This window comes from Roseinatronobacter monicus (assembly GCF_006716865.1).
GTDB classification, from domain to species: Bacteria; Pseudomonadota; Alphaproteobacteria; order Rhodobacterales; family Rhodobacteraceae; genus Roseinatronobacter; species Roseinatronobacter monicus.
Map to the genome: position 1 here is coordinate 1,895,354 of NZ_VFPT01000001.1, position 12,464 is coordinate 1,907,817.

The following is a 12,464-nucleotide window of genomic DNA, read 5'->3' on the forward strand; positions in this document are numbered from 1 at the left end:
GTCACCGACATGGCGCGACATTCAACCTCTCCGAAAAACCTGTGTTGACTTGACCCTCTTGCTTTGGCAGGTCAGTGCTTTGCCTGAACGGGACCATATCCATGAACGCACCCTTCCCCGCGCTATTGCCCACCTATAACCGCACGCCGCTGAGTTTTGTCCGCGGCGAAGGCAGCTGGCTGATCGAGGAGTCGGGCGCGCGATATCTGGACCTGACCTCTGGAATTGCCGTGAATGCGCTGGGGCATGCGCATCCCGCTTTGGTCGACGTATTGCATACGCAGGCGCAGGCGTTGTGGCATGTCTCGAACCTGTACCGCATTCCTGCGCAAGAAGCGCTGGCGCAGGCGCTGGTTGACCAGACCTTTGCCGACACTGCGTTTTTCACCAATTCCGGCACCGAGGCGGCTGAACTGGCCATCAAGATGGTGCGCAAATACTGGTCTGATCTGGGGGCCGAGCGTCCCACCATCCTGACCTTTGAGGGCGCGTTTCACGGCCGCTCCACCGGGGCCATCGCCGCCGCCGGGTCCGAGAAGATGACCAAGGGGTTTGGCCCGCTAATGCCCGGATTCAAAACCCTGGCCTGGGGCGATCATGACGCACTGCGCGCCGCCCTTGATACATCGGTCGCCGCTGTGATGATCGAGCCTGTTCAGGGCGAAGGCGGCATCCGCCCCCTGCCCGACCAATGCCTCAAGGGGCTGCGCGATTTGTGCGACCAGACTGGCGCGCTTCTGGTGCTGGATGAAGTGCAATGCGGCATGGGGCGCACGGGCAAGCTGTTCGCCCATGAATGGGCCGGTATCGCACCCGATATCATGATGGTCGCCAAGGGCATTGGCGGCGGCTTTCCACTGGGCGCGGTGCTGGCCACCGCGAAGGCCGCATCCGGCATGGGGGCGGGCACGCATGGCTCTACCTATGGCGGCAACCCGCTGGCCTGCGCGGTGGGCGCCAAGGTCGTCGAGATCATCACCACAGACGGGTTTCTGGACGCGGTCAGCGCCAAGGGCGCGCTGATGCGTCAGCGCCTCGAAGGGCTGGTCGCCAGCCATCCCGACATCTTCGAGGAGGTGCGCGGTCAGGGCTTGATTCTGGGCCTGAAATGCCGCGCTCCGAATACCGAGATCGTCAAGGCGGCGCAGGCGGCCTTGCTGCTGACGGTTCCGGCGGCTGACAATGTCATCCGCCTGTTGCCGCCCCTGACCATAACCGAAGATGAGATCACCGAAGCCCTTGTGCGCCTTGACCGCGCGGCGGCGTCGCTGTCCTGATTTTCTTGCTCCAAATACTCCGGGAGCGCGAGGGCAGCGCCCTCGCACCCCCCTTTGAGAGGCCTTGAGTCCGATGCCGCATTTTCTAGACATCCACACCACCGACAAGACCGCGCTGCGCGCCATGATCGATCAGGCGCATACCATGAAAGCCGCGCGCAATGGCCGCCCCAAAGGCACGCCAGACGCGGCGCAACCGCTGAAAAACCACATGGTCGCGCTGATTTTCGAGAAACCCTCGACCCGCACGCGCGTCAGTTTCGATGTCGGCGTGCGCCAGATGGGCGGGCAGACCATGGTACTGTCCGGCTCGGAAATGCAGCTGGGGCATGGCGAGACGATTGCCGACACCGCGCGCGTGCTGTCGCGCTATGTCGATATGATCATGATCCGCACATTCGAGGAATCGGTGCTTCAGGAATTGGCGGAATATGCCTCTGTGCCGGTCATCAACGGGCTGACCAACCGCACGCATCCCTGTCAGATCATGGCCGATATCCAGACGTTTGAGGAACATCGTGGCCCGATTGCAGGGCGCAAGGTGGTCTGGTCGGGCGATGGCAATAATGTCTGCGCCTCGTTCTTGCATGCGGCGGGCCAGTTCGGCTTTGATCTGACCTTCACCGGGCCAGAGCAGTTGGACCCTGACCCTGAATTCGTGGCGCTGGCGCGGTCGCAAGGGGTGCAGGTCGAGATCATCCGCGACGCAGAACGCGCGGTTGAGGGGGCTGATCTGATTGTGGCCGACACATGGGTCAGCATGCATGACAGCCAATCCACGCGCGAGCGGCGCCACAACCTGCTGCGCCCCTATCAGGTCAATGACGCGCTGATGGCGCGCGCCAAGCCTGACGCGCTGTTCATGCATTGCCTGCCCGCCCACCGCGAAGAAGAAGTCACCAATTCGGTCATGGACGGCCCGCAATCGGTTGTGTTTGACGAGGCCGAGAACCGCCTGCATGCGCAAAAGGCGATCATGCGCTATTGTCTGGGGCTGTGATCCTAGCGGAATATGACACAGACCGCGCATCCCTGCGCGGCCTCGGGTTGCAGACAACGACTGTGGGCCATTGGAGCGACATTTGAGCGGGCGTATGGCCTCGCCTTTCCCGGCAAGGCGGAGTGGATCAAGCCGCGCAGCGTCGGGCCGCGGTATGGCGATCATACCTTTCTGCTAAAGTGTTTTATTCTGGCCAAATCCGCGCGAAAGCAAAGCGTTGCGCCTATGTCAGCCAAATCGCCGTGCCCGGGGGCGGCCCGGCGATGCGCGGCGGCCTTCGGCCTCTATTCCGCGCAGGTACATAGCCTCATCGTCCACAATGCCCCAATTCGTCACACTGCATATCAACCAAAAATCAAAGGCCGCGCATCCCTGCGCGGCCTGTTTGCATCCCGCAGTCTGGCTTATTCTGCGGGCACTGCCTCAGCGCTTTTGGGCGCTCCGAAATGGCGGCGGTTCAGATGCAGCACCAGCCAGATCATTGCCAGTTGCGAGGCCAGCGCCACGGCTGTCAGCGCCCAATAGCCTGCGCCGAATTTCGCAATCAGACCCGCATCGACCAGCCCTTTGTTGACGAAGAAATGCATCAACACCGCAAAGCCCACGCCGGGACAGACCAGCGCGTAAGAGCCGGGTGAAGTCTCATTCCCGAACAAGAAGCGTTTGGCATAGCACTGACGGATCAGGATCAGACCGGCGAACAGCAAGAACAGCACTTGCACCGACAGGAAGCGGGCCAGCATCACCAGCGTTTCCCCGGACATCTCGGCTGATCCGAAATGTTCGCCCAGTCCGTGGTTCTGGCGCAGGCTGAGGATGCCCAGCACGGCCAGCAGCGGCACGATGATCGACAGCGTCGGTGCGGTTTCAGGGTTTGCCCCGTTTTCCATCATCGAGCGCAGCCCAAGGATCATGGCGACAACCGCAATCAGGCCAGAGGTCATCAGAAAGAAGGTCGATAGCACCAGCCCCAGACCCGACAGCGCAGGCACTGTGCTGAGCGCGGCAGGGGCCGCAAGACCGACGCCCACCATCGCGAAGGCAAAGGCAGGCAGGATTTGCCCGAAATTGTTGTTGGCCGCGCAGTTAAAGCCGCCTTCGGTCAGCACGCGTCCCAGAAACCCGCCATAGAGCTTGAACGCATAGGCGCCGATTGCGAGGAATGCGACCAGTGCGAGCGGGAACAGATATTCGACCACCGACCACAGCCCCGGCACGAACACCATGCCGATAACGAACAGCACATTGACCGACATGGCCAGCGCCAGCGGCAGTGCCAGAACCTGACTTTGCGCATTGGTCTGGCTGAATTTGGCGAAGCTTTCGGTCTTGGTCCACGCACTGAAGCGGCGCAGGTTCCAGACCAGCAGTTTCAGGTTCAGAAATGAGAACACCGCGATCCCGGCCATCGCCACCACGATCATGGCTTGGGTCATGAGCGGGCCACCCGTGAATGCAGCGGCGATATCCTCATAGACCGGGACTGTCTTGCCGGGATGTGGTATCCAGTGCATCAGCCACATGAAGAAGGTGACCGCCAGCCCCCCTGCCCCAAGTGAGGCCAGAAAGTAGAGCGGGGAATAGTTGTCAGATGGACGTGTTGGAACGTGGGACATGGTCTTGCCTCCTATGCAAATTCTATAATGTGAATATGTCTATGTGTTGGTGGGATTGCACTGTGGCGGAGTGTCGCAATCCCTGCGGTCAAAACTCTATATCTTGCAGGCATTGGCGCATGATCGCCCAAATGCAGCGCAATCATCTTGACTCGTGCCGGGTCTGCGGTGAAAGTATCGGCGTACCCAACCCTAAGTCTGGCCCCCCGTGCAGTTCACCCGTCTTCGCCTCAACGGCTTCAAAAGCTTTACCGACCCGACGGATCTGGTGATCCATCGGGGTCTGACCGGTGTGGTGGGCCCAAATGGCTGTGGCAAGTCGAACCTGCTGGAAGCGTTGCGCTGGGTGATGGGCGAAAACCGCCCCACCGCCATGCGCGGCGCGGGCATGGAAGATGTGATTTTCGCAGGCACCGACACGCGCGGGGGGCGGCATTTTGCCGAAGTGCATCTGCAAATCGACAATACCGAACGGCTGGCCCCTGCTGCGTTCAATGATGCCGACCAGTTGGACATTGTGCGCCGCATCACCCGCGATGCGGGCAGCGCCTATAAGATCAATGGCAAAGAAGCGCGCGCCCGCGATGTGCAGATGCTGTTTGCCGATGCCTCGACCGGGGCGCATAGCCCGGCACTTGTGCGGCAGGGGCAGATTTCCGAATTGATCAACGCCAAACCCAAGGCGCGCCGCCGCATTCTGGAAGAAGCGGCAGGCATTTCCGGCCTGTATCAGCGCCGGCACGAGGCAGAGTTGCGCCTGCGCGCGACCGAAACCAATCTGGAGCGCATCAGCGATGTGATTGACCAGATGGCGGGGCAGTTGGCGCAACTGTCGCGGCAAGCGCGGCAGGCCGAGCGCTACCGCCAGATCGGCGCGCGGTTGCGTCAGGTCGAGGGGTTGTTGCTGTACCGGCGCTGGCGCGAGGCCGATCAGGCGCGGCTGGAAGCTGAGAACACCCTGCAAACCGCGCTGCGCGCCAGTGCCGATGCAGAAATCGCCGCCAAACAGGCGACAGAGCGGCGCGCGGCCTCGGAAGACGGACTGCCTGCGCTGCGCGAAGAAGAAGCCATTGCGGGCGCGGTCTTGCAGCGCCTGGAAGTGCAGCGCGACACGCTGGCGGCTGAAGAAGCCCGCGCCGCCGAAGCTTTGGAAGCGTTGGAGGCCCGCATTGTCCAGCTTGCCAAAGATATTGAGCGTGAAACCAGCCTGAACCGCGACGCGCAGGAGATGGTCACCCAACTGGAATGGGAGCAAGCACAGATCGCCAAGGCGGCGGACGGTCAGGACGACGCGGTTGCCGAAGCCTCGGACATTGCCGCAGAGGCAGCGCAAGCCCTGCAAGACCTTGAAACCGCCCTGAGCAGGGTCACGGAAGATGTCGCGCGCCTTGCTGCCCGCCACCAGTCCGCGCATCGCCAGATCAGCGAATTGCGCGCCAGCCTGACCAAGGCCGAAGGCGCGCGCACAACCGCCAACCTGTCGAAACTCGATGCCGAAGCGGCCTTGGCGGAACTGGAAGCGGAACTTGCAGCCGCACAAGACGAGTTGGACGCAACGCAAGCCCTGACCGAAGAGGCAGAGGCCACGCTTGTCGATATCGAAGCCGCGCGCGCAGAGGCGCAGACCGACGAAGCCACCGCCCGTGGCGCATTGGCCGAGGCAGAGGGCGAGGCCGCGACCCTGCGCGCCGAAGTGGCTGCATTGGCGCGCCTGCTGGAGCGCGACCGCGGCGATGGCACGCGCATGTTGGACCTTGTGCGCGTGGCTGCGGGCTATGAACAAGCACTTGGGGCAGCGCTGGCCGATGATCTGCGCGCGCCCTTGGCGGAAAAATCTGGCTCTGGCTGGGTGACGCTTGCGCCCTATGACGACGCCACCCCGCTTGACGACGCAATCGCGCCGCTTCGCGCGCATGTCACAGCGCCCGATGCGCTGGCGCGGCGCCTGTCGCAGATCGGGCTTGTCGATGCAAAGGATGGCGCGCGCCTGCAATCTGGCTTGCGCCCCGGCCAGCGGCTTGTCTCGCGCGAGGGGGATGTCTGGCGCTGGGACGGGCTGCATATGGCCGCCAGCGATGCCCCCAGCGCGACCGCACTGCGCCTGCAACAGATTAACCGGCTGGACGTGTTGCGCGATGATCTGGCGCAGCTTGATGCGAAACGCGATGACATGCAGGCCACGCACGCCACGCGCAAGGCGCGGCTGGACGATCTGGCGCAGGCCGAGCGCAGCGCGCGCGAGGCCCGCCGCGCCGCCGACCAGCGCCTGACAGAGGCCACGCGCACCCTGTCGCGCAGCGAAAGCGCGCGCTCTGGGGCCGTGAACCGGCTGGATGCCGCGACAGCGCAACTGGACCGGTTGCAACAGGAAATGGCCGATCTGGCGGAGGTGCTGGAGGAGGCGCAGGCCCAGCAGGCCGAGTTGCCTGAACTGGAGGTAGAGCGCGCCCGCGCGGATGATCTGCGCGCAAATGTCGAGGGCGCGCGCATTGCCATGATCTCGCGCCGTGCGGCGGCGGATGAGTTGCGCCGCGAAGCCACTGCACGCACGGCCCGCGCGCAGGAGATCACCAAATCGCTCAGCGGGTGGCGCTTGCGGCTGGACAGTGCCGATAGCCGTATAAATGACCTTAACGCGCGCAAGGCAAAGGCCGAAGCCGACCTGACGACCGCGCGCACGGCCCCCGAAGACATGGCCGCAAAACGTGCCGCGCTGAGCGACGAGATTGCACGCGCAGGGCAAAGGTCTACCGCTGCCAGAGACACGCTGTTCGGCGCAGAGAACGGCTTGCGCATGGCGACCGAGGCCGAGCGCATGGCAGAGCGCGCCGCATCAGACGCCCGCGAGGAACGCGCGCGCCTTGAAGCACGGCGCGACGCCGCGCGCGAGACTGTCGCAGTTGCCGCCGGGCGCATTGACGAGGAAATGGGCTGCTCGCCCGATGCCCTGCTCGCGCAGTTGGAAACCGACCCCGAGACGATGGCCGATGCCAGCGCGCTGGACGAAGAACTGATCCGCCTGCGCCGCGCGCGCGATGCGCTGGGGGCCGTGAACCTGCGCGCCGAAGAAGACGCGCGCGAGGTGCAGACCGAGCATGACACGCTGGTCCAGGAAAAAGCCGATCTGGAGGCCGCGATTGCCAAGCTGCGCTCTGGGATCAATGCGCTGAACCGCGAGGGGCGCGAGCGGTTGCTGGTTGCCTTTGACAAGGTGAACGCCAATTTCACCACGCTGTTCACGCATCTTTTCTCGGGCGGCGAGGCGCGCTTGGTGCTGGTGGAAAGCGACGACCCATTGGATGCAGGGCTGGAGATCATGTGCCAGCCACCGGGCAAGAAACTGTCGACCCTGTCGCTGTTGTCCGGGGGCGAGCAAACCCTGACTGCGCTGGCACTGATTTTTGGGGTGTTTCTGGCCAACCCCGCGCCGATCTGCGTGCTGGACGAGGTGGACGCGCCATTGGATGACGCCAATGTGGCGCGGTTCTGTGACCTGCTGGATGAAATGACGCGGCGTGCCGATACGCGCTATCTGATTATCACCCATAACGCGCTGACCATGGCGCGGATGGACCGGCTGTTCGGGGTGACGATGGGCGAACGCGGGGTCAGCCAGTTGGTCAGTGTCGATCTGAAACAGGCCGAAACGCTGGTCGCGTGAGCGCTTGACCGCAGTGCGATAATTTCACATGTTCAGGTCTTAATCCGGCCAGAGCATCCGACATGACCCAACCGCAAACACCCCTGATGACGCCTGTGCTGATTGGCGGTTGCATCATCATCATGATCAGCTTTGCCATTCGCGCCAGCTTTGGCGTGTTCCAGATCCCGATTGCGGAAGAATTTGGATGGCTGCGCGCTGAGTTTTCCTTGGCGATTGCCATTCAGAATCTGGCCTGGGGCATTGGCCAGCCGATTTTCGGTGCGATTGCCGAGAAATTCGGCGACCGCCGCGCGATTATTCTGGGCGCGCTGGTTTATGCGGCGGGGTTGGTGCTGTCGTCTTTCGCGGTGACACCCGGCGCGCATCAGGTGTTGGAAATTCTGGTGGGGTTCGGGATTGCGGGCACAGGGTTCGGGGTGATTCTGGCGGTGGTGGGCCGCGCGGCCTCGGACGAGAATCGCAGCCTTGCGCTGGGGGTTGCGACCGCCGCCGGCTCTGCCGGGCAGGTGTTTGGCGCACCTTTGGCCGAGGTCTTGCTGTCATTTTATACGTGGCAAGTTGTGTTCATCATCTTTGCCGGGCTGGTGCTGCTAAGTCTGTTTGCCCTGCCCATGATGCGCAGCCCCGCCCCCGCCAGCCGCCGCGAGTTGGAGCAAAGCATGGGGGCGGCCCTGAAACAGGCATTTCGTGACCCAAGTTTCACACTGATCTTTCTGGGCTTCTTTTCCTGCGGCTACCAACTGGCCTTTGTCACCGCGCATTTCCCGGCGATGGTGACCGAGATGTGCGGCCCCATTGCGCCTGACGGGATGCTGGCCGCGTTCGGGATCACGACCACATCGGCGCTGGGGGCGGTCGCCATATCCTTGATCGGACTGGCGAATATAGGCGGCACGATTGCCGCCGCATGGCTGGGCAAGCGCTATTCCAAGAAATACCTTCTCGCCTCGATCTATATGGCGCGCACAGTGGTGGCGGCGGCGTTTATTCTGTCGCCGATCACGCCGGGCTCGGTGCTGCTGTTCTCGTTGGTCATGGGGGCGCTGTGGCTGGCAACCGTGCCGCTGACCTCGGGGTTGATCGCGCATATCTATGGGTTGCGCTATATGGGCACGCTTTATGGGATTGTGTTTTTCAGCCACCAGCTGGGCAGTTTTCTGGGCGTCTGGTTGGGTGGCGCGCTGTATGATCTGCATGGAGATTACACGCTGGTCTGGTGGGTGGGGGTTGGTGTGGGGCTGTTCTCGGCCATCGTGCATCTGCCGGTACGCGAGCGTGCGCTGAATTTGCGGGCGGCGTGAGCATTATCGGGTTTTTGCATTATGTCCATCTGGGCACGTGCCGCTGGCGGGGTTTGGGGGCGCTGCCCCCTTGCCCCCCGGAGTATTTAGAGCAAGAAAATAAGATCAGAATTCTGCCGCGTGACGGCCTGCCCAGTGGCCTGTGGCCAAGCTGGCGGTTAGCAGATAGCCGCCTGTCGGCGCTTCCCAATCCAGCATTTCGCCTGCGGCAAAGACACCGGGCCATTGGGTGAGCATAAGGCGCGCGTCACAGGCCGCGCGGGGGATGCCGCCTGCGGTCGAGATGGCCTCATCCATCGGGTGCGGGCCTTGCAGGGGCAGGGTCAGGGATTTGAGCTGTGCTGCCCATGCATCGGGGGTCGCGGGCAAGGGGCGCGCGCATTCCATGACGAGGGCCTGCCGCGCCCCCTCAAGGCGCAGCGCGCGGCGCAGGCGGTTGGCCGTGGAGAGTTTGCGCGGCTGGCGGGCGATGCGGGCGGATATTTCGGGCAGGCTGAGGTCAGGGAACAGGTCGAGCGTGAGTGTCGCGCCTTCGCGCAAGGCGCGCGAGAGGGCGTAGATGCCGCCCCCCTCAACCCCGCGCTGCGAGATCACAAACTCGGCGCGCAGGCTTTGGCTGCCCGCGTGGAGGCGTGCGCCCTTGATGGGCTGGCCGAAATGGGGGGCCATATGAGGGGACCACGCGATGTGAAAGCCCATATTGGCGGGCTGGAACGGGGCGAGCGGGATGCCGCGCGCGCTGAGATGTGCGGACCATGCGCCATCCGAGCCAAGCCGCGCCCAGCTTGCGCCGCCAAGCGCCAGCACTGTGACATTGGGGGCGAGGATGCGCGGGCCGTGCGGGGTTGCGAAGGCAAATTCGTCCCCCGTCCAGCGCCAGTTGCGGCGCAAGCTGACACCCTGCCCTTCGAGCCGTGCCAGCCATGCGCGCAAAAGCGGCGAGGCTTTCATCGTGCGGGGAAAGATGCGCCCAGATGAGCCGGTGAACAGTTCTTGCCCCAAGCCCGTGGCCCAGTCGCGGATCTGGTCGGGGCCAAAGGCATGCAGCATCGGGGCCAGCCAATCGGACGCTGCGCCGTAGGTGGCGATCTGGCGCGGCAGCGGGGCCGCGTTCATCAGGTTCAGCCCGGATTTGCCTGCCATCAGGAATTTGCGCGCGGGCGAGGGTTTGGCGTCACAGATGACCACGCTGCGGCCTGCCTGCGCCATGGCTTCGGCCGCCATCAGACCCGCCGGGCCAGCCCCGATCACCAGCGCGTCGATTGCCTCTTTTTCCTGCATGGTGCCCTTTAACGATTCTGTGAGGTTTCATGGATATTGTTAAATCATCTCAAAACCCACATATTCGAGACAGAGCAGCGCCAAAACCCCCAAGAGGCCCATGTCCGACCTGATTGTCAGTTCTTACAACATTCACAAAGCCGTCGGAACCGATATGCGCCGCGATCCGACGCGCACCGTTCAGGTCATTCGGGAAATCGGTGCGGATATCGTGGCTTTGCAGGAAGTGGACCGGCGCTTTGGCGACCGCAGGGGTGTGCTGGACCCCGAGATGCTGCACAGCGTGACCGGGCTGGTGCCTGTTGCGCTGACGGACCGCTTGGGCGCGCGGGCGCATGGCTGGCATGGCAATCTGCTGCTGCTGCATGGCGGCGCCGAGGTGGAAGAGGCGCGCGCGGTCACCCTGCCGGGGCTGGAGCCGCGTGGCGCGATCGTTGCAGATATTCGCATCAACGGCCAGCCCTTGCGGGTGATTACCGCGCATCTGGGGCTGCTGCACCAGTCGCGGCTGTTGCAGGCGAGGTTTTTGTCCAAGGTGATCGAAGAAGGTGACGGGCGGCCCACGCTGGTGATGGGCGATTTCAACGAATGGCGGTTGGGGGCGGGCTGTTCGCTAATGCCGTTGCGGCGCGAATTGCGCGCGGTCAAACGCTCGGCCCAGACGATTGCCAGCTTTCCCGCGCAAATGCCGGTTCTGCCGCTGGACCGGATCATCGGGTGCAGGCGGGCGGAAATCGGGGATCTGCGCATCCATGACAGCATTCTGGCACGCAAGGCGTCGGACCATTTGCCCATTCGCGCGGCCCTGAACTTGCCCCGCGTGCAAAGCGCGGTTATGTGAGCCGCAGACCCCCAATCGCGCGAGAGGGCCCATGGCCGAAGCAAAGAAGCTGTTTATCAAGACGTATGGCTGCCAGATGAATGTCTATGACAGCGAGCGCATGGCCGAAGCGCTGGGCGCGTCGGGCTATGTGGCGACAGATACTGCTGATGACGCAGATATGATCTTGCTCAATACCTGCCATATCCGCGAGAAGGCGGCGGAAAAGGTGTATTCGGAATTGGGGCGGTTCAAGGCGTTGAAAGCGGCCAATCCTGAGTTGAAAATCGGGGTGGCAGGCTGCGTCGCGCAAGCCGAGGGCGCGGAGATCATGCGCCGCCAGCCGCTAGTTGATCTGGTGGTCGGGCCGCAAACCTATCACCGCCTGCCCGCGATGGAGAAAGCTGTGCGCGCCGGCGCGCGCGCTGTCGACACCGAATTTCCCGAAGAAGACAAGTTCGAGCACCTGCCAAAAGGGCCGCGCGCCGGTCGGGGGCCAACTGCGTTTCTGACCGTGCAGGAAGGCTGCGACAAATTCTGCGCCTTTTGCGTGGTGCCCTATACGCGCGGAGCGGAAGTGTCGCGCCCTGTGGCGCGTATTCTGGCGGAGGCGCGCGATCTTGTCTCGCGCGGGGTGCGCGAGATCACGCTGCTGGGCCAGAATGTGAATGCTTATCATGGTGCAGGGGATGGCGGGGATTGGGGGCTGGCGCGGCTTATCCGCGAATTGGCGAAGGTTGAGGGGTTGGAGCGTATCCGCTTCACCACCTCGCACCCCAATGACATGGAAGATGATCTGATCGCCGCCCATGGGGATGAACCGAAGCTGATGCCCTATCTGCATCTGCCGGTGCAATCGGGCAGCGATCGGATTCTGAAGGCGATGAACCGCAAGCATACGGCGGACAGCTATATGCGATTGATCGAGCGGTTGCGCGCCGCGCGGCCAGACATGCTGCTGTCGGGCGATTTCATCGTTGGCTTTCCGGGCGAGAGCGATCAGGATTTTGATGACACGATGGCGCTGGTGCGCGCGGTGGGCTATGGGCAGGCCTATAGTTTCAAATATTCCGCCCGCCCCGGCACACCCGCAGCCGAGCGCGCAGGCGTCCCCGATGAGGTGGCGTCCGCGCGGTTGCAGCGCCTGCAAGCCCTGCTGACCGAACAGCAATATGCCGCACAAGACGCCATGATTGGGCGCGACGTATCGGTTTTGTTCGAGAAGACAGGGCGCGAGACAGGGCAGATGGTGGGCAAATCCGAATATCTGCACGCGGTGCATGTGACCGACCCCCGCCCGCAGATCGGCCAGATTGCGCGTGTGCGTATCACGGGCCGCACCTCGAATTCGCTGGCAGGTGTGCTGGTGTGACGCAGGTGCCCTGCCCGATAATAGCGCAAGATATAGGGGTGTTACTGTGTGATTTGGCTGAATCTGGCCTGTTTACGCGTGGCACTTGAAAACAAAGCTTGCACGGCCAACCGTCCGTTGGCAGCATATCATT

General features: G+C 63.2%; 8 protein-coding genes. 6 read left to right on the forward strand and 2 right to left on the reverse strand.

Annotated features, from left to right (window positions below):
* Positions 1–101: 101 nt before the first annotated feature.
* Complete coding sequence (locus BD293_RS09015; RefSeq protein ID WP_142080999.1) at positions 102–1,277, forward strand: aspartate aminotransferase family protein; 1,176 nt, start codon at positions 102–104, stop codon at positions 1,275–1,277.
* 73 nt (positions 1,278–1,350) lie between these two features.
* Complete coding sequence (argF, locus tag BD293_RS09020; protein ID WP_142081001.1) at positions 1,351–2,277, forward strand: ornithine carbamoyltransferase; 927 nt, start codon at positions 1,351–1,353, stop codon at positions 2,275–2,277.
* Between the two features lie 404 nt (positions 2,278–2,681).
* On the opposite strand, the gene BD293_RS09025 is transcribed toward argF, so the two are convergent.
* On the reverse strand, positions 2,682–3,893 hold the full coding sequence (locus BD293_RS09025; RefSeq protein ID WP_142081003.1) for a TsoY family (seleno)protein: 1,212 nt from the start codon (positions 3,891–3,893) through the stop codon (positions 2,682–2,684).
* Between the two features lie 208 nt (positions 3,894–4,101).
* Here BD293_RS09025 and smc point away from each other — a divergent pair, with 208 nt between their 5' ends.
* Positions 4,102–7,554, forward strand: coding sequence for a chromosome segregation protein SMC (gene smc / locus BD293_RS09030; protein WP_142081005.1), 3,453 nt, complete (start codon positions 4,102–4,104; stop codon positions 7,552–7,554).
* A 62-nt stretch (positions 7,555–7,616) separates the two neighbouring features.
* The gene (locus BD293_RS09035) at positions 7,617–8,858 is read left to right on the forward strand and encodes an MFS transporter (RefSeq protein WP_142081007.1); all 1,242 of its coding nucleotides are present in this window, start codon (positions 7,617–7,619) and stop codon (positions 8,856–8,858) included.
* A gap of 105 nt (positions 8,859–8,963) precedes the next feature.
* On the opposite strand, the gene BD293_RS09040 is transcribed toward BD293_RS09035, so the two are convergent.
* Positions 8,964–10,139 (reverse strand): TIGR03862 family flavoprotein, encoded by a 1,176-nt coding sequence (locus BD293_RS09040; protein WP_246086256.1) that lies wholly within the window; start codon positions 10,137–10,139, stop codon positions 8,964–8,966.
* A 100-nt stretch (positions 10,140–10,239) separates the two neighbouring features.
* Here BD293_RS09040 and BD293_RS09045 point away from each other — a divergent pair, with 100 nt between their 5' ends.
* Together BD293_RS09045 and miaB are read left to right on the forward strand one after the other, a co-directional pair.
* A complete protein-coding gene (locus BD293_RS09045; protein ID WP_142081009.1) occupies positions 10,240–10,980 on the forward strand; it encodes an endonuclease/exonuclease/phosphatase family protein in 741 nt (246 codons plus the stop codon).
* 31 nt (positions 10,981–11,011) lie between these two features.
* A complete protein-coding gene (gene miaB / locus BD293_RS09050) occupies positions 11,012–12,331 on the forward strand; it encodes a tRNA (N6-isopentenyl adenosine(37)-C2)-methylthiotransferase MiaB (RefSeq protein WP_142081011.1) in 1,320 nt (439 codons plus the stop codon).
* Positions 12,332–12,464 lie beyond the last annotated feature (133 nt).